The sequence below is a fragment of the Aliiglaciecola sp. M165 genome, from assembly GCF_007197995.1.
In the GTDB taxonomy this organism is placed as follows: domain Bacteria; phylum Pseudomonadota; class Gammaproteobacteria; order Enterobacterales; family Alteromonadaceae; genus Aliiglaciecola.
Genome location: NZ_VKKH01000001.1, coordinates 152,505 through 169,921, shown reverse-complemented (window position 1 = coordinate 169,921; position 17,417 = coordinate 152,505). Strand labels below are relative to the sequence as shown.

General features: G+C 44.2%; 18 protein-coding genes. 13 read left to right on the top strand and 5 right to left on the bottom strand.

Annotation, left to right across the window (positions count from 1 at the left end; translation table 11 throughout):
• Window positions 1-4 precede the first annotated feature (4 nt).
• The 4 genes from FM019_RS00740 to rsd all read right to left on the bottom strand — a co-directional run bounded on the left by FM019_RS00740 (window position 5) and on the right by rsd (window position 1,891).
• A complete protein-coding gene (locus FM019_RS00740; RefSeq protein ID WP_143833976.1) occupies window positions 5-436 on the bottom strand; it encodes a secondary thiamine-phosphate synthase enzyme YjbQ in 432 nt (143 codons plus the stop codon).
• A gap of 7 nt (window positions 437-443) precedes the next feature.
• Complete coding sequence (locus FM019_RS00735) at window positions 444-908, bottom strand: chemotaxis protein CheX (protein ID WP_143833975.1); 465 nt, start codon at window positions 906-908, stop codon at window positions 444-446.
• A 77-nt stretch (window positions 909-985) separates the two neighbouring features.
• Window positions 986-1,417, bottom strand: a complete 432-nt coding sequence (locus FM019_RS00730) for a transcriptional repressor (protein WP_143833974.1) — start codon at window positions 1,415-1,417, stop codon at window positions 986-988.
• Between the two features lie 15 nt (window positions 1,418-1,432).
• Window positions 1,433-1,891, bottom strand: a complete 459-nt coding sequence (rsd, locus tag FM019_RS00725) for a sigma D regulator (protein WP_143833973.1) — start codon at window positions 1,889-1,891, stop codon at window positions 1,433-1,435.
• 196 nt (window positions 1,892-2,087) lie between these two features.
• Between rsd and nudC the strand changes: the two genes are divergently transcribed.
• The 3 genes from nudC to FM019_RS00710 all read left to right on the top strand — a co-directional run bounded on the left by nudC (window position 2,088) and on the right by FM019_RS00710 (window position 5,632).
• Window positions 2,088-2,924: an NAD(+) diphosphatase gene (nudC, locus tag FM019_RS00720; RefSeq protein WP_143834253.1), complete on the top strand. Its 837-nt coding sequence runs from the start codon at window positions 2,088-2,090 to the stop codon at window positions 2,922-2,924.
• A 277-nt stretch (window positions 2,925-3,201) separates the two neighbouring features.
• The gene (hemE, locus tag FM019_RS00715) at window positions 3,202-4,266 is read left to right on the top strand and encodes a uroporphyrinogen decarboxylase (RefSeq protein WP_143833972.1); all 1,065 of its coding nucleotides are present in this window, start codon (window positions 3,202-3,204) and stop codon (window positions 4,264-4,266) included.
• A 187-nt stretch (window positions 4,267-4,453) separates the two neighbouring features.
• Window positions 4,454-5,632, top strand: a complete 1,179-nt coding sequence (locus tag FM019_RS00710; protein WP_185969133.1) for an acyltransferase family protein — start codon at window positions 4,454-4,456, stop codon at window positions 5,630-5,632.
• A 41-nt stretch (window positions 5,633-5,673) separates the two neighbouring features.
• Here FM019_RS00710 and queG read toward each other — a convergent pair whose 3' ends face one another.
• Complete coding sequence (gene queG / locus FM019_RS00705; protein ID WP_143833970.1) at window positions 5,674-6,834, bottom strand: tRNA epoxyqueuosine(34) reductase QueG; 1,161 nt, start codon at window positions 6,832-6,834, stop codon at window positions 5,674-5,676.
• Between queG and FM019_RS00700 the strand changes: the two genes are divergently transcribed.
• From FM019_RS00700 to FM019_RS00655, 10 genes are all read left to right on the top strand, one after another.
• A complete protein-coding gene (locus tag FM019_RS00700) occupies window positions 6,828-8,342 on the top strand; it encodes an NAD(P)H-hydrate dehydratase (RefSeq protein ID WP_143833969.1) in 1,515 nt (504 codons plus the stop codon). The genes queG and FM019_RS00700 overlap by 7 nt on opposite strands.
• A gap of 3 nt (window positions 8,343-8,345) precedes the next feature.
• A complete protein-coding gene (gene tsaE / locus FM019_RS00695; protein ID WP_143833968.1) occupies window positions 8,346-8,822 on the top strand; it encodes a tRNA (adenosine(37)-N6)-threonylcarbamoyltransferase complex ATPase subunit type 1 TsaE in 477 nt (158 codons plus the stop codon).
• Window positions 8,803-10,143: an N-acetylmuramoyl-L-alanine amidase gene (locus FM019_RS00690; RefSeq protein ID WP_143833967.1), complete on the top strand. Its 1,341-nt coding sequence runs from the start codon at window positions 8,803-8,805 to the stop codon at window positions 10,141-10,143. Before tsaE ends, FM019_RS00690 begins: the two co-directional genes overlap by 20 nt.
• Before the next feature lie 40 nt (window positions 10,144-10,183).
• Entirely contained in the window at window positions 10,184-12,010 is a 1,827-nt protein-coding gene (gene mutL / locus FM019_RS00685) for a DNA mismatch repair endonuclease MutL (protein ID WP_143833966.1), read from the top strand.
• On the top strand, window positions 12,003-12,953 hold the full coding sequence (gene miaA, locus FM019_RS00680) for a tRNA (adenosine(37)-N6)-dimethylallyltransferase MiaA (protein ID WP_143834252.1): 951 nt from the start codon (window positions 12,003-12,005) through the stop codon (window positions 12,951-12,953). Before mutL ends, miaA begins: the two co-directional genes overlap by 8 nt.
• An 85-nt stretch (window positions 12,954-13,038) precedes the next feature.
• Window positions 13,039-13,287 (top strand): RNA chaperone Hfq, encoded by a 249-nt coding sequence (gene hfq / locus FM019_RS00675; protein WP_143833965.1) that lies wholly within the window; start codon window positions 13,039-13,041, stop codon window positions 13,285-13,287.
• A 19-nt stretch (window positions 13,288-13,306) separates the two neighbouring features.
• Window positions 13,307-14,596, top strand: a complete 1,290-nt coding sequence (hflX, locus tag FM019_RS00670) for a ribosome rescue GTPase HflX (RefSeq protein WP_143833964.1) — start codon at window positions 13,307-13,309, stop codon at window positions 14,594-14,596.
• A 78-nt stretch (window positions 14,597-14,674) separates the two neighbouring features.
• Window positions 14,675-15,829: an FtsH protease activity modulator HflK gene (gene hflK / locus FM019_RS00665; RefSeq protein WP_143833963.1), complete on the top strand. Its 1,155-nt coding sequence runs from the start codon at window positions 14,675-14,677 to the stop codon at window positions 15,827-15,829.
• A gap of 3 nt (window positions 15,830-15,832) precedes the next feature.
• Window positions 15,833-16,723 carry a protease modulator HflC gene (hflC, locus tag FM019_RS00660; RefSeq protein WP_143833962.1) on the top strand — a complete coding sequence of 297 codons (891 nt, stop codon included), beginning with the start codon at window positions 15,833-15,835 and terminating at the stop codon, window positions 16,721-16,723.
• Window positions 16,724-16,815: 92 nt separating this feature from the next.
• Window positions 16,816-17,370, top strand: coding sequence for a GNAT family N-acetyltransferase (locus tag FM019_RS00655; protein WP_143833961.1), 555 nt, complete (start codon window positions 16,816-16,818; stop codon window positions 17,368-17,370).
• Window positions 17,371-17,417: the final 47 nt, after the last annotated feature.

Genomic DNA, 17,417 nt, shown 5'->3' with positions numbered 1-17,417 from the left:
TATATTAATTATTGTTTATATCACCGTTCAATGTTGCAATAATTTTCCGTGAGCCTCCATGAATGCGGTGTTCTCCAAGGTATATGCCTTGCCATGTACCTAACGCTAGCCTGCCATTGGAAACCGGAATCGTCAAAGCCGAACCTAATACGCTGGCTTTAATATGTGCAGGCATGTCGTCATCACCTTCATAGTTGTGCAAGTATCGTTCCGTTCCGTCAGGGATCGAGCGACAAAGGTGTGCTTCCAAATCTTGTCGAACCGTCGGATCGGCGTTCTCATTGATAGTCAAGCTAGCACTGGTGTGCTGTATAAAAAGGTGTAATACGCCGATCGAGCAAGAATGGATTTGTGGTATTTGACTAACTACATCGTCAGTAATGAGATGAAAGCCCCGGCTCATTGGCCGCAGGCTTATCAAATTCTGTATCCACATTGCGACACTACTTATTAAAACAAATTTCTAAGTAGGCTTTTCCAGATTCGCCCTGGAATGGCATGATCATTTTTGGACCGTCAACTTGATGGTTAATCGAATGGTCTTTGCCTGACACAACCACTGGAGAAGCCATTCCAAATTCGAACCCTTTGTCAGCTAGCGCCAGTTTAGCACCACCACAAACCATATTAGCTATTTCACCAACCATGTCAGACACTTCATCGTTTAATTCTGCTGGGCGTTCACCTAACATTTTTTCCATTATGTCTAGGGCCAACGAGGCTTCAAATGTGATGGAAAGTGATCCTTGAGTTTCTGGGGCCACCATGCCTATTAATCCAGACACATCACCAAAAGATTTGGCGTCCTTTTTCTTTTGCGGTTTACCCGGTTTGAGCTCTGTTTGAGCCATGGTTTTGAGAACGTTTGTCAACGCGGAGATAAACGGGTTGATAAAATCAGCGTTCATAGTTGTTAGTTATCCTTATACGATTTACGTTAACCCAATTGTTAATGTGGGTTTGCGTGACACTTTGTTACGCCAGTTTACTGACACTTTGCGCAAGTTCCATGCGCTTCGATGGTTTGTTTAGTTACGTTAAAGCCAACCGAATGTGCCTGTTTATCTAGTTTTTCTTTCAGACCTTCAGACTGAATTTCTTTTACCAAACCACAGTTGTCGCATATCAGAAATTGTACGGGGTGATTGCAGTCAAAATGATGACAAGCGACAAAAGCATTGGTTGATTCAAGCCTGTGTATCAGTCCAAACTCCAGCAAAAAGTCGAGAGTTCTGTATACCGTCGCTGGTTTAGCACTAGCTTCAGTTAGCTTGAGCTCATCCAGCAGCTCATAGGCACCGATGGAGCCTTCTTTTTTCAACAATAATTCGTAGACTTTTTCTCTAAGGTGCGTAAATCTTGCACCTTTGTGTTCACAGTATTCCCTTGCTTTGGAGAGTTGCTCACCATATTTCATTTTTCTAATGCATTCCTAAAGGGCAGAGGGTTGTGTCTTGATTGCATTCAATAGTTCATCTTCCAAAGCAAACCTTTCTTCAAGTCGTTGCCCTAAATGCGACAAACTTTTGTCAAAAGAAGCTAATTGGTCTTGCTCACCGATTTCTGCATAGGCATCGTTAAAGGCCAATGCGTCTTCAGTTGTTTCTGAGATAATCGGATTAATAGTGTTGTTATGGTCAAAGTCTTTCGTGTCTGCAGTGAGTTGGCCATAGACTTCGAAATGTCCCGCTGAGACGTAATCAACCAAGGTTTCGCAGAACGACCGAATACTCTCTAGGCTAGGCAACCCACCACTTCGATTTTCGAAAGGAGGCAAACCAGCGAGCTGACAATACTGCACAAGCAGTTGTTGTCTTTCTTGAAGCCAAGTATCGACAGACTGGTCAATACCCGCATATTTTTGTTTCGCAGTTTCTACTTGGCCTAACATAAATCTTCCTTAGCAGGAGCACGTGTCAGCTGAATTTTAAGTATATCATTTGCACCTACTCAACAAAACACTACTCAAGGATAAAATTACCTAAGAATCTTAAAGTTAGAATTCACAGATGCAAAATTAGTGATCGCCTATCTTAATTAAATCGCGTTATCCTTTACGTATCTATAAGGCAACATATGTGAACAAGATGCTAGTAGACATTAGTAGTATTGGGCATGACACAACTGCCCATTGGTTAATTTTCAGTGGTGAACGTGTAGTCGCAAATAAGCAACACAGTGGTTGGTTAAAAGCGACATGGCAAGATTTACCTTTTGTTCATCACTATGGTGATCAGATTATCAACATCGGCGAGTTTGGTGGATTGGCCTGCTATGCCATTGATGTAGGGCTGGAAACATTACCCTTGGGCGAGTTAGATACGATGAGTCTCAGAGGTATATTTTTAAGTAACAATGAAGATTTGTTTTCCGTTGCGGCAAGGGCATGGCAATTTATTTTATTCAAGCGCACTCACCGTTTTTGTGGGCAATGCGGAAGCAGCATGGAGCAAGTCGATTGGGAAATGGCAATGCAGTGTCATACCTGCAAGCACCGCTGTTATCCGAGGGTGTCACCTTGCATTATTGTGGCGATTCGTAACCAAGATCGAATACTGCTAGCTCAAGGTAAATCTCAGAAAGAGCGCAAGATGTTTTCAGTTTTAGCAGGATTTGTGGAGAGTGGAGAAAGCCTTGAAGAGGCCGTGCATCGAGAAGTTTTCGAAGAAGTCGGCATCAAAATTAAAAACCTGGAGTATTTTTCCAGTCAACCATGGCCGTTTCCTCATTCTTTGATGATGGGGTTTATTGCAGAGCACGACTCGGGGGAGATAAACGTAGATGGTCATGAGATCTTGGAAGCAGCCTGGTACGAATTAGATGAAATGCCCTTTGTACCGCCCAATATGTCCATCGCAGGGCGACTTATAGAGAAAACCAAAGAGCTGATTAGCAATAAAAAAGCCCTGCATAAGCAGGGCTAGAATTTTTTAGCGTGGAGGGCCCGTCAACGAGCTTCTTTATTGTTATAATTTTGTAACGCAGACGTGTTATAGCAGCATTTTGAACCGTTTTGCAAGTTATTTGTAACTTTAAATGTAAAATGAAGTGATTTTTCGTTATACGTGCGATCTTCTTGCTTTTTCAATACAATGTCGGACTTTATGAAACAGTCGCTGTTTAATACCTTTTTGCAACGGTATTACCCTGATTTTTCGGACATTGACTCACTTCAGTTTCACCATTTTTGCGGAATTTTTAATGCAACTAAAAAACGATCGTTATTTGCGAGCTCTTCTTCGTCAACCTGTTGATACGACCCCTGTTTGGATGATGAGACAAGCTGGCCGCTATCTTCCCGAATACAAAGAAACTCGCAAACAAGCAGGTGATTTCATGTCCCTGTGTAAAAACGCTGAGTTGGCCTGCGAAGTCACATTACAACCTTTAAGACGATTTCCGCTTGATGCGGCGATATTGTTCTCGGATATTTTAACTATTCCCGATGCGATGGGTTTAGGTTTGTATTTTGAAACCGGGGAAGGTCCAAAATTTGAGCGCCCTTTAACAACAATGGAGCAAATTAAAGCAATTCCGATTCCCGACCCTGAAGATGAGTTGAGTTATGTAATGAATGCCGTGCGTACTATACGCAAAGCGTTAAACGGTGAAGTGCCGTTAATTGGATTTTCAGGAAGCCCTTGGACACTAGCTACCTATATGGTTGAAGGCGGTTCAAGTAAGGCGTTTACCAAAATCAAAAAAATGGCGTTTGCTGACCCGCAAGCACTGCATCTACTGCTGGATAAGCTTGCTGATTCAGTGATCCTCTATTTGAATGCGCAAATCAAAGCAGGTGCTCAATCAGTAATGGTTTTTGACACCTGGGGCGGTGTGCTCAGTCCCCGCGACTACAAAGAGTTTTCATTGCAGTACATGCATAAAATTGTCGACGGCTTAATCAGAGAGCATGACGGTAGAAAAGTCCCGGTCACCTTGTTCACGAAAAACGGCGGGATGTGGCTTGAATCCATCGCAGCGACGGGTTGTGACGCACTAGGTTTGGATTGGACGATTGATATTGCCGATGCCAAAGCCAGAGTGGGTGACAAAGTTGCATTACAAGGCAATATGGACCCATCTATTTTATATGCTCCGCCTGCCCGAATCGAGCAAGAGGTCGCAACTATATTGGAAGGGTTTGGCAAAGGAAATGGTCATGTGTTTAACCTTGGGCACGGAATTCACCTTGATGTACCGCCTGAAAATGCCGGGGTTTTTGTTGATGCCGTACATAGGTTGAGCAAGCCTTATCATAATAGCTAATTGCTTGTAGCATCAACTGACTAGGATTTTGGTCAGTTGATGCCTATCAAAAATTTGTCACATATATTTGTGCATTCCATTTCGCGAATATGGCGTTAAAAGTCGCGAAAAAAGTTCTTTACCTAAGGTATGGTTCAGGTTTTATAGTGTTTGCAATGCACTAATGTAAATCACGAGGATCGTCAGCGTGAACTGCCCCAAAAAGAACCATCATCCGAAACAGCTACCTGCACTGACTGGCATTCGGTTTTTCGCTATCTTCCATATTTTCCTGCACCACCTTTGGGCCGTTTATACTTTTCACAGTGGCAAGAATGAGGAAACCAAAGGGTTATTCATTAGCCTTGAGAATGCGCCTGAATTTGTAATGACAATCATGTCTAATGGTTGGGTGTCCACAAATCTCTTTTTCATGTTGTCAGGTTTTATTTTGGCTTATCTTTATTGGGGAGAAAACGGGAAGTTTAAAATCAGTAAAAAACAATTTTGGATACAGCGATTTGCACGTATTTATCCGATCCATTTGTTCGTCTTATTTTTGCTGGTGACGCTCAATATTGGTGCTTATGTGAGCCAAGGGAGCCCAGTCGGCCTTTTAATGGTTAGTATTGTGGCAACGGCTGCACTGATTCAAGCGTGGATCCCGCCATTGATTCCGGTCTGGAGTTGGCCTACTTGGACGATCTCAGTCATGGTGTTTTTATATTTGATCATGCCGTGGTTGGTCGCCAAATTAAGCAAATTGTCGGTGCGTCAGCAAAAGATCTTGTTGTCTGTTATTCCGATTGTTTCCCTTATTCCCGCCGCATTCTACGGAGGATTAGTGTTATCCGGGGTTCAGTGGAGTATGACCTTGCAATTGTTCTTTAGTAACTTTCCAGTGTTCTGGTTGCCTTACTTTGTTGCTGGGATGCTACTTGCGCGCGTGTTTCCAATGCACAACCAAGCGGTGGGCAGACAATCGTCTTCATTATTTGCATGGGGAGATGTGGCGACCGTCATTCTGATTGCGATTGCTTGCGTTCCCGCCATTGAATTGCATTTTATGTACGTATTGCGTTATGGACTGTTGATGCCGCTTTATATGTTGATCATCGTCGATTTAGCCCGGGGAAGAGGACTGCTCGCCAAGCTTATGACGCTACCCGGAACGAAATCCTTGGGTGACTTAGGATTTTCCATTTTTATTTGGCAGGCATTTGTGCTGGCGCTGGCGTTTTTATCGCTAAGTATCTATCCGCAAATTGGCCCCTATCAGGTGTCACTCGCTATTGTCATGGTATTAACCTTGGCAACGCTTAGCACGCATTTTTTGGAAAAACCTTTAGCTAAGCGCATTAGGGCGCGTTTTGCAGAAAAAGAATAACTGGAAAAGTCGGTTTGATGTGTTATGCCTGCAAGATCTCATTAAGCGTCTCGAGGTAGTCCTTTTTCAACACTGCGCACCAGTCTTGATTTCAATCGCTCGACGTCGTTGGCATTAGACGTGGTCTCAATTAAACGACTTTTTGATTCCTGTTGTGCAAGCGCCCAAATAATATGTTCTTGAACCAATTCAGATTGCAAAGGCAGTGCCTCTCGTAAGGCTTGCAATATCTCTGTGGAGTAACGCGCATTGCCCATGGCAACGGCAAGGTTGCGTTTCCATTTTTGATATCCAATGCGCCGAATGGGGGTGCCGGTGGTATTTTGCAAAAAAGTTTCTTCATCCCAGGCAAATAATTCGGTCAACGGTTGGCTTTTAAGCAGACTTCGTGGCAAAAAATCACTTTCATCGGTGACATCTGCAAAACGGTTCCAGGGACAGATGAGTTGGCAGTCATCACAGCCATAAATTCGGTTACCAATTAATGGTCTTAACTCTAGGGGGATGGGGCCTTTGTGCTCGATAGTCAGATAGGAAATACACTTTCGCGCATCGACAGTGTAAGGCGCTACAATTGCTTGTGTTGGACAAATCGTCATACATGCAGTGCAAGCACCACAATTTTCTTCAACGGGTTGATCGACAGGCAATGGAATATTGATAAACAATTCGCCAAGGAAAAACCACGAGCCAGCATCTTTGTTAAGTGTAAGTGAGTGCTTACCAGTCCACCCGATCCCGGCCTTCTCGGCTAAGGCATGTTCCAAGATGGGGGCAGAATCGACAAACGGTCTGAATTGAATCTGCTCGCAATGTTCGCGTATCTTGTCGCCCAGTTGTTTTAACCGCTTACGGATTAATTTGTGATAATCACGCCCAAGCGCATAGCGGCTAATGTATCCGGTACTATCGTTTTTAAGATCTTGGGCAAAACTGGCATCAGGCGGTAAATAGTTCATTCTGACACTAATAACTCTCAATGTGCCTTGCTCAAGTTTAGCGGGATCAGTGCGCAGCTCGTGGTTTTGCTCAAAAAAGGCCATGTCACCGTGGTAACCCTGTTCCACCCAGCTTTTTAATGCATGGTTATGTTGGGAAACGTCGGTATCTGTAATTCCCACTTGCTGAAAACCTAGCGATTTTGCCCACGCCTTGATACTTTTAGCTAAATCGTCGAGATATTCGGGAGAAAACTGTGTCACATAGGTCCTTGAACGCTGAATTATCCTCGTGCAGGTTATCACAAAATATTTATTCTTCGCAGTCCTTTAGAGATGGCGAAGTAAAAGCTGCTGCTAATCTATCTATCCCTTTATACGAGGTAATGTTGTGTGCCGGGGAGTCCTTGTTTAATTGGGTCTCCAAACATTATCCGCAAAAGACCAAAATCGTTATCGTCACAGGAACAGGAAATAATGGCGGTGATGGTTATGTGCTGGCCAGTTTGTTATTTGAAAATAAGTTCACTGTATCGGTCACATCGATCGACCCCAAAAGAAGCCTCAAGGGCGATGCGTTAACCGCACAGCGACACTGGAGCAAAATTTCCAATCAGGCAATTCTAGAGGCATCAACGACAGAACTTAGCAATTTTGATTTAATTGTGGATGCCATGTTAGGCACCGGCGTTAAGGGGCAAGTATCTGAGGATTACGCAAACATCATTAAGCGAATCAATGGGGCCGACGCGGATGTACTGAGCGTTGATATACCTTCAGGCATCGATGCGGACACAGGGCAAGTATTAGGTTCAGCTGTGCAAGCAAATTGCACACTGACATTTGTCGGAGTCAAGTCAGGTTTGTTAACGGGAGACGCACGTCAACATGTTGGACAGCTGCAATTCATGCCGCTGAATATCGGTGAAGAATTCGCAAAATTGGTTAAACCCATAGGAAGACTCATCTCTTTCAAGGATTTTATGCCGCTCAAGCAACGCCCGTTAAACGGACATAAAGGCAACAATGGTCGTCTACTTTGTATTGGTGGGAACAAAGGAATGGCGGGCGCCATTAGATTAAGCGCCGAAGCGGCCTTGAGAGTAGGGGCGGGGTTAGTCAAAGTCTATTGCCATTCCAATAGTGAGGTCCAAGTGGCTTTAGACAGGGCCGAAGTCATGGTCACGAGCGACAACCTTCATCAATGGATGGCGTGGGCAGATTGTATCGTCTTTGGCCCGGGTTTGGGGCAAGACTCTTGGAGCCGAGAAACCTTTAACCAGGTTCTTAGCTATTTAGTTCACGAGCAAAAAACGGTGGTAATTGACGCAGATGGCCTCAACTTGTTGAGTCACCACTTGCGAAAATTCCAATCGGAACAATTAGTGATCACTCCGCATAGCGCCGAAGCGGGGAGAATGTTAGCCGTAACCCCCCACGACATTGAAAAGAATCGTTTTGTAAGTGCAAAAAGGCTTTTCGAAAAATACAGTGGCAACACACTATTAAAAGGTCCTGGCAGCATAGTCCATAACCATCAAGGGATGTTTGTCTGTGCCGACGGAAACCCAGGAATGGCGACTGCGGGCATGGGAGATGTGCTTTCAGGCGTACTCGGCGGGCTCATTGCCCAGGGAATGTCCAGTGCTCAGGCGAGTATCTATGGAGCATGTTTACACTCTGGCGCAGCTGATTTAGTTGCTAAGCGCGATGGCCAGCGTGGTATGATTGCCTCAGATTTATTTCCATTTTTACGACAGTTAGTTAATTGACCTATGACACTAAAGCTTCAACTAGAAAATGAACAGGCCACTGTAGAGTTTGCAAGTAAACTAGCACAACAGTGCGATCAACATACCGTGATATACCTGTCCGGCGAGTTGGGAGCTGGAAAAACGACTTTCAGTCGCGGGTTCTTGCATGGATTGGGTTATCAAGGCAATGTAAAAAGCCCGACTTACACGTTGGTTGAACCCTATGAAATCGGTGAATGGCGTGTATTTCACTTTGATTTGTATCGATTGGCTGATCCCGAAGAGCTAGAATACATGGGTATCAGAGATTACTTTGACAGTGATTGTTTATGCCTCGTTGAATGGCCGGAAAAAGGCGCGGGCTTATTGGCTTCCGCTGACCTGCAGATTAGTATAGAGTATCACTTACACGGCAGAACGATTACAGTAGAGGCTGCCAGTGATTATGGCGCTAAGATTGTCGATAACTATAAAAATAATGAAACCTGTAAAACCTAATCAATTAATCCGTGCATGTTTGTGCGTACTGCTGATACTTGTCAGTCAGAATGGCTTTGCCACGAATGTGGTTGAAGGGCTAAGAGTTTGGCCTTCACCATCTAACACTCGTGTTGTGTTAGATCTCTCCGCGCAACCTGAATATTCTTATTTTACCCTTTCAAATCCAACGAGATTGGTGATCGATCTGGCTAATACCCAGTCGAATTTCGATCTCAGTAACGTGAAAAGCACTAGCAAACTCGTTAAAAAAGTCAGGTACAGCACACCGAAAAATAAAAATTCAGTTCGTGTGGTATTGGAATTAGACATCCCCGCCAACACCGAAATTTTTGCTCTTCCGCCAACAGCTCCTTACAAAAACAGGTTGGTCATCGATTTAAGTGATAAAAATGAACAGCCTCAACAGGCGGTGATGACCTCAGATCGTTCGACAAGGGATCGTGACATCATTATCGCAATTGATGCTGGACATGGTGGTGAAGATCCGGGGTCCATTGGGCCAAGTGGCACCTATGAAAAAAACATCACCCTGAGCGTAAGTAAAAAATTAGCGGAAAAGATCGACAAAGAGCCTGGAATGCGAGCGGTGATGACCCGAACGGGTGATTATTATATTTCACCCAACGACCGTCCAGAACTTGCCCGCCGTAGTAAAGCAGATTTATTTGTATCCATTCATGCAGACGCATTCACGACGCCTCAACCAAATGGTGCGTCAGTCTGGGTATTGTCCATGGGCCGCGCAAACTCTGAATTGGGGCGCTGGATGGAAAGAACTGAGCGACATTCAGAGTTGTTAGGCGGGGCCGCCGAGGTGATCCAAGACACCGCTAGCGAACGATACTTAGCTCAAGCACTGTTAGACATGTCGATGGATCATTCTTTAACCACCAGTTATGACATCAGTAAGATCGTCATCAAAGAACTTAAAGATGTCACTAAGCTTCATAAAAAACGACCGCAGGCCGCAAGTTTGGCGGTGTTAACGTCACCAGACATTCCATCGATTTTGGTTGAAGTAGGTTTTATCTCTAACCCTAAAGAAGAGAAGAATCTGAATTGGGCAAAACATCGTCAACGTTTGGCTGATTCAGTGTTTCAGGCAATCAGACAATATTTCAAGAAATTACCACCGGATGGCACTATGTGGGCGAGCCTTTCCAAAGCAGAAAAACGCACCCATCGAGTTCGAAGTGGTGAGTCATTGTCTTTGCTGGCGCAACGCTACAATGTTAGAATAAAAGCCATCAAAGAAGCGAACAACCTGCGCACTGATACAGTAAGGATCGGACAGGTACTTACCATTCCCAGCACCTGATCGACTGCTATTTACCTGCGCAAAATTAAAAAGGTTCACCTTGCCAATTCAAATCCTCTCTACTGAGCTCGCTAACCAAATTGCTGCAGGCGAAGTGGTCGAACGGCCTGCTTCGGTGGTCAAAGAGCTTGTCGAAAATAGCCTGGATGCGGGCGCTACACTTATTGAAATAGAAGTAGAACGCGGTGGGCACAAGCGTCTGTGTATCAAAGACAATGGTAAAGGTATAGCCAAAGATGAACTGACATTGGCGTTGAGCCGACATGCGACAAGCAAAATTTTCAACCTGGACGATTTAGAAAATATCATGAGTTTAGGGTTTAGGGGCGAAGCGCTTGCCAGTATTAGCTCTGTTTCTCGTTTAACCTTAACGTCTAAGCCGTTGGACCAAGACAAAGCTTGGCAGGCGTCAACGGAAGGCCGTGATATGCAAGTAAAGGTCGAACCCGCTGCCTATCCGCAAGGCACCTGTATTGACGTTGTCGACCTGTTCTTTAATACGCCGGCTCGGCGCAAGTTTCTGCGAGCGGAGAAAACCGAATTTCAGCATATTGATGAGACACTTAAACGCATCGCGTTAAGTCGCCCTGATGTTGGCTTTATCTTAAAACACAATGGCAAAATTGTGCGAAAGTACCCCAAACTCCAAAGTCTTACGAACCCTCTGAAACGAGTTGAAGCAGTTTGCGGAAAAGAGTTTGCCGACAACAGTATTTACGTAAATAGTGAATACAGCGATATGACACTGAAAGGTTGGTTGTCATTTCCGGGCAATGGGCGACCCCAAAACGATATTCAATATGTGTATGTTAACGGCCGGGTGATGCGCGATAAATTGATTAATCACGCATTAAGGCAAGCATATGAAGGTCTGATTGATCCCAATACCCATCCGGCCTATGTATTGTATTTTGAAGTCAACCCACAACAAGTTGATGTCAATGTCCATCCGGCTAAACATGAGGTCAGGTTTCACCAAGCACGACTCGTACACGACTTTATTTTCCGGGTAAGTAACGAAGCGTTGAGTGCCTCGTTGCAAATCTCTGAAAATAGTGAACCTTGTCATGTCGCAAGCGATAAGGCGTCAAAAGTTCTTGAGCAGCCACTTCCAGAACATCAATACATTAGACCTTTGCAACATCACGATTATTCGTCAGATACTCAAGATGTTTCCGTACGATCCTCATTGAATCAAAGTGTTAAATCACAAGTTGGTGCTAACTTACAAAGTAGATCAGGAACACATTACGGGCGTTCAGCGAATAAAGATGAGCACCTTTCATTTAGCAATTATCAGTCATTGATGCGGACTAATGAGCTAGCAAAAAATAGTTCTCTACCAATGACCATTTTCTCTACTGCGCCAGACAAAGCGCTATTTGGCATCAACAATCTCGTCTATTACGCCAATTTAGTCGATATCAACGTAGAGCGGTTGCGTCGGGAAATGGGATCAACACCACCGGTCAAACAGCCGCTACTAATGCCCGTTTCACTTACTCGCGACAACCTCACCATTGCCAAACCGATCATTGAGCAACTACAGATATGTGGACTAGAAATACAAATTGCGGGCCCGCGGATTTTGCTAAAACAAGTGCCTTCCGGCACCCGAGCTTTAAATTGGGCCGATATTTTGTCCGACATTCTTGATGGCCTGCAAACACAGGGACAAAAAAAAACCGCCGCCGAGCTTTATTATTACGCGTTGTCCACAGCACAAATTAATCGAGTAGTGGATCATCAAAACGAAGCTGAATTTATATTTCAGTGGCTGCTTCAGCAAACAGATGGTGCAGAGTTGGTAAAACGGGTGGCAAAAAAAGTGCCTATGCAAGAATGGTTAAGTCAATATGATGACTAATCAGATCCAAGAAGACAAAACACTGCCGTTGGCCATTTCTATCATGGGGCCGACCGCCTCTGGTAAAACAGCCCTCGCAATCGAACTCTGCCAGCAACTTCCTTGCGAGATCATAAGTGTCGATTCAGCGTTGATATACAAAGGCATGGATATCGGAACAGCAAAACCTACAACAGAAGAGTTGTCTCTGGCACCGCATAGATTAATAGATATCCTCGACCCAAGTGAGACCTATTCGGTTGCCAATTTTCGTCAAGATGCGTTAGCACACATGCATGACATCGCACAAAAAGGAAAGATCCCACTGTTAGTTGGGGGCACCATGATGTATTTCAAAAGCTTGGTAGACGGCTTGTCTAACTTACCACAGGCAAATGAAGCAGTGCGCACAGATTTAACGCAACAGGCCGAAGCCATTGGTTGGCAAGAAATGCACAACAAGCTAGCAGAAATAGACCCAGTGTCTGCGCAACGTATTCATCCTAACGATCCTCAAAGATTAATTAGAGCTTTAGAGGTGCACGCACTAAGCGGAAAGTCATTAACCCAACTCACCAAGGAAAAATCGCAACCTATCCCATTTTCGGTAAAAGAATTTGCCATAATGCCTCAAGATCGCGCTATACTGCACCAGCGAATCGAAAAGCGATTTTTGCAAATGGTGGAATACGGGTTTCAGCAAGAAGTTGAAACCTTAAAAAATCGCGGAGATTTGCATTTAGACATGCCATCTATGCGTTGTGTGGGTTACCGTCAGATGTGGCAATACCTTGACGGTGAGATAGACCACAATGAGATGATATTCAAAGGGATAGCTGCTACAAGGCAGTTAGCTAAAAGACAAATTACCTGGTTACGAAATTGGGAAAAATTAAATTTTCTGGACGGAGTTGTAAAACACAATTTGACTACCATTATGAATGTCAGCAATACTGTCACTTGAGCGCAACTATACAGCCCCGAGTTTTACTGTATAATTTGCCTATCAGGTGAAAACCATAATAAAAATAAAAGGATAAGGAAAAGTGATGGCTAAGGGGCAATCTTTACAAGACCCATTTTTGAATGCGCTAAGAAAAGAACGCATTCCAGTCTCAATTTATCTCGTTAATGGAATCAAATTACAAGGTCAAGTAGAGTCTTTTGATCAGTTCGTGATTCTATTGAAAAACACCGTCAGTCAAATGGTCTATAAGCATGCCATATCAACTGTTGTTCCCTCTCGAGCGATCAACATGTCCGCAGGCACCCAAAACGACTCTGACAACGGTGAATAAAACCAGTTAGGAGAGCGGCTTGTTTGACCGTTATGAAGCAGGCGAACAGGCTGTTTTAGTTCATATCGATTTTTCTGACGATACTAGCAAAGAAGACCTTCAAGAATTGCAAATGCTAGTTTCGTCTGCAGGGGTGAACGCAGTGGACGTAATCACTGGTTCCCGCCATGCCCCACATCCAAAATATTTCACCGGCAGCGGAAAAGCAGAAGAGATTGCCAACTCCGTGCGTGCGAATAATGCGGATATCGTCATATTCAATCACCCGCTATCACCTTCGCAAGAGCGCAACTTAGAGGCCTTGTGTAAGTGTCGTGTGCTCGATCGTACTGGGCTGATATTGGATATTTTTGCTCAACGAGCCAGAACTCATGAAGGTAAACTTCAAGTTGAATTAGCCCAATTGCGACACATATCGACCCGTTTGATACGCGGCTGGACTCACTTGGAGCGCCAAAAAGGTGGTATCGGTTTACGTGGTCCGGGCGAAACCCAGTTGGAAACAGACAGACGACTACTGCGTGCCAGAATCAAAAGTATTTTACGACGCCTGGAAAAAGTACAGAAACAACGTGAACAAGGCCGTCGGGCACGAAAGCGGGCTGAAATGCCGACATTGTCTCTGGTTGGCTATACAAATGCTGGCAAATCGACCTTGTTTAACACCATTACCAATGCTGAAGTTTATGCAGCCGATCAATTGTTCGCCACGCTAGACCCAACACTTCGGAAAATACAATTACAAGACGTGGGTTCGGCGATTTTGGCTGATACGGTAGGGTTTATTCGCCATCTTCCTCACGATCTCGTTGCGGCGTTCAAAGCGACTTTGCAGGAAACTCAAGAAGCTGATTTACTCCTTCATGTGATTGATTATTCCGATGATCAACATATGGACAACATCGACCAAGTTAATGACGTTTTGGAAGAAATTGACGCTTCTGACATCCCTCAACTAATGATTTGTAACAAAATAGATCGGCTGGAAGGGGTAGAGCCAAGGATTGACCGTAATGATGAAGGTACGCCTATTCGTGTTTGGTTGTCAGCACAGCAGCAGATAGGGATTGATTTATTATTTATTGCCCTCACTGAATGTTTATCAAAGAGCATGGTTCAATTTACATTACGAATTCCGCCCAAAGAAGGTAAACTTCGTGGCACTTTATTTCGTATGAACTGTATCGCGGCAGAATCTTACGCGGAAGACGGTGACTGGCTAGTTGACATTCGAATGCCAACAAGCGACTGGAACCGTTTGGAAAAACGCACTGAAGTCGATTTATCGAGCTTGGTGGTCAAACATTAATAAATTCATACGTTCTAACGTTGAGTTAATAAAATCACGTTGGTTCGGTTTTAGCTTTAACCTTAACGGAGAGTAAACATGGCTTGGAATGAGCCTGGTGGAAATAACAACGACCCCTGGAAAAATAAGGGCGGACGTGACCAAGGACCACCGGATTTAGATGATATATTCAAAAACCTTTTTGGAAAATTGAATAAAGGTGGCAGCGGCAGTGGCGCGTCTGGAGGAAAAAACCTCGGTGGCGTAGGGCTTACAGTTATCGCCGTTCTTCTTGTTGTAATCTGGTTCATCAGTGGTTTTTATACTATTCGTGAAGCAGAGCGTGGTGTGGTGTTGCGTTTTGGTGAGTTTAGCCAATTTGTTGAGCCAGGCTTGCGTTGGAAGCCAACTTTTATCGACTCAGTTATTCCAGTCAACGTGCAATCAATCAAATCCATGTCATCAGAAGGTAGCATGCTTACTGAAGATGAGAACGTGGTTGGGGTTGAGATGGAAGTGCAGTATCGAATCGTTGAACCTTATAAGTTTACCTTCGCAGTCACGGATCCCACGCAAAGTTTGAATCAAGCACTTAACAGTGCCATTCGTTATGTTGTTGGTCACTCGAAGATGGACGACATTCTAACTAGTGGTCGTGAAAACGCACGTCAACAAGTTTGGCAAGAATTGGAATCGATTATCGAGCCTTACGACATGGGCATGTCAATTGTCGATATCAACTTTAAAGATGCTCGCCCACCTAATGCGGTGCGAGAAGCATTTGATGATGCAATTGCCGCACAGGAAGATGAGCAGCGCTTTATTCGTGAAGCAGAAGCTTATGCTCGAGAAATCGAACCTCGGGCTCGTGGACAAGTCAATCGTATGGCTGAAGAAGCGCAAGCATATAAAGAGCGAGTTACCTTGGAAGCACAAGGTGAAGTCGCACGTTTTGCTGAACTTTTACCACAATATATTGCTGCCCCTGAAGTAACCAGACAGCGCATTTACCTTGAAACCATGGAGCAGGTGTATCAAAGCACTAGTAAGATCATGGTCGATAACGAAGGCACTGGTAACATGATGTATTTGCCGCTAGACAAGATACTCGATAGACAAGGCGTTGGACAAAACCGCCCCAACTCTCGAAGCACCTTGGAAGGATTGCGTCAGAATGATACGACGGGGCAAAGCTCCAACTCCACGCCAAATGCCACCCTTCGTGGTGACAGAAGCAGAACAGGGAGAAACTAAAATATGAAAAATTTAAGTTTAGGTTTGATCGTTGTTTTGTTGCTGGTGGGTTTCAGTTCACTATTTGTTGTACCTGAAGGCGAAAAAGCCATTGTGATCCAATTTGGTAAAGTCGAGCGCGACACTGAAGGCCTTACCACGGTATTCGACCCGGGCCTACATTTTAAATGGCCTTTGATTGATCGCGTTGTCACGCTGGATGCGCGCATACAAACGTTGGACGATCCGGCTGACCGTTTTGTTACTGCAGAGAAAAAAGATTTGATTGTTGATTCATACGTGAAGTGGCGAATCAAAGATTTTGCGACATATTACTTGTCTACAGGCGGTAATAAACTACAAGCCGAAGCACTTCTTAAACAGAAAGTGAATAACGGACTGCGTTCAGAATTTGGTACCCGTACCATCTCGCAAATCGTTTCTGGAGAGCGCTCTGAATTAATGGATGAAGCAATGAATCAAGCTTCTAGTAGCTCAGACGAACTCGGGATTGCAATTGTTGACGTGAGAGTGAAACAAATAAATTTACCTCAAGAAGTCAGTAATTCTATTTTCCAACGGATGCGTGCTGAACGTGAAGCTGTAGCGAGAGAGCACCGCTCAGAAGGTCGCGAACAAGCAGAGGTCATCAAGGCCAACATTGACGCAAAAGTCACTGTAATGCTCGCTGATGCTGAGCGTAATTTACGTAAGATTAAAGGTGAAGGTGAAGCCCAGGCTGCACAAATTTACGCTGAAACTTATTCGCAAGACCCACAGTTTTACGCCTTCCTTCGCAGTATGGATGCGTACAAAGCAAGTTTCGATAACAAACAAGACGTGTTAATTGTTGCACCGGATAGTGACTTCTTCAGATTCATGAAGGATAGCGCAGGAAGTGGCAACACTAAATAAAACTTAAAAAGCGCCGCACAGGCGCTTTTTTTTGCTCCTTTTTACGATAATACTAGTACAACAGTTTATCCCTCTCTATCTACGGGTCGACAATGACAGAATTTCGCATCAGGAACGCAAAATTAAATGACTTCAAATTTATCAAGCAATTGAATGATAACTTTGTGCAGTTCACCAGCCCTATGGATTTGGCCAGAGTTGAACATCTGCACAATCGCTGCGCCTATCATAAAGTGATCGAAAAGCTGCCGAAAAATGACGTGCATAACGGCCATGACACATTAAAAGAAAATGCCGTATCAGTCCCATCAATAGTCGGTTTCTTGATGGCTATGGCACCCAAGACGGAGTATGACAGTGAGAACTATCGTTGGTTTGATTTACGTTACAAAAACTTCTTGTACGTTGATCGGATCGTGATTGACCAGACCTTACATGGGATCGGTTTGGGCAAAATGTTATACGATGACCTTTTTAAATTTGCTCGTGATCAAAAAATAGGGCACATATGCTGCGAGTATAATCTCATACCCGCTAACCCTATATCCGCTGATTTTCACCAATCATTTGGCTTTCATCAAGTTGGGCGACTGTCTTCGGAAGACCACAGCAAAGTTGTTTCGATGCAACTTGCTAATGCTATGTGAGTAATCCTTATAGAGGATGCAGACTCAAAAGAACTTTTGAGATCTAA

Excerpts from the sequence above, each read along its gene's own strand:
- FM019_RS00655 (WP_143833961.1), top strand. The coding sequence starts at position 16,816 with ATGACAGAATTTCGCATCAGGAACGCAAAATTAAATGACTTCAAATTT.
- FM019_RS00730 (WP_143833974.1), bottom strand. The coding sequence starts at position 1,417 with ATGAAATATGGTGAGCAACTCTCCAAAGCAAGGGAATACTGTGAACAC.
- nudC (WP_143834253.1), top strand. The coding sequence starts at position 2,088 with ATGCTAGTAGACATTAGTAGTATTGGGCATGACACAACTGCCCATTGG.
- FM019_RS00740 (WP_143833976.1), bottom strand. The coding sequence starts at position 436 with ATGTGGATACAGAATTTGATAAGCCTGCGGCCAATGAGCCGGGGCTTT.
- hflK (WP_143833963.1), top strand. The coding sequence starts at position 14,675 with ATGGCTTGGAATGAGCCTGGTGGAAATAACAACGACCCCTGGAAAAAT.
- miaA (WP_143834252.1), top strand. The coding sequence starts at position 12,003 with ATGACTAATCAGATCCAAGAAGACAAAACACTGCCGTTGGCCATTTCT.
- FM019_RS00735 (WP_143833975.1), bottom strand. The coding sequence starts at position 908 with ATGAACGCTGATTTTATCAACCCGTTTATCTCCGCGTTGACAAACGTT.
- rsd (WP_143833973.1), bottom strand. The coding sequence starts at position 1,891 with ATGTTAGGCCAAGTAGAAACTGCGAAACAAAAATATGCGGGTATTGAC.
- hemE (WP_143833972.1), top strand. The coding sequence starts at position 3,202 with ATGCAACTAAAAAACGATCGTTATTTGCGAGCTCTTCTTCGTCAACCT.
- hflC (WP_143833962.1), top strand. The coding sequence starts at position 15,833 with ATGAAAAATTTAAGTTTAGGTTTGATCGTTGTTTTGTTGCTGGTGGGT.
- tsaE (WP_143833968.1), top strand. The coding sequence starts at position 8,346 with ATGACACTAAAGCTTCAACTAGAAAATGAACAGGCCACTGTAGAGTTT.
- FM019_RS00690 (WP_143833967.1), top strand. The coding sequence starts at position 8,803 with ATGAAACCTGTAAAACCTAATCAATTAATCCGTGCATGTTTGTGCGTA.
- hfq (WP_143833965.1), top strand. The coding sequence starts at position 13,039 with ATGGCTAAGGGGCAATCTTTACAAGACCCATTTTTGAATGCGCTAAGA.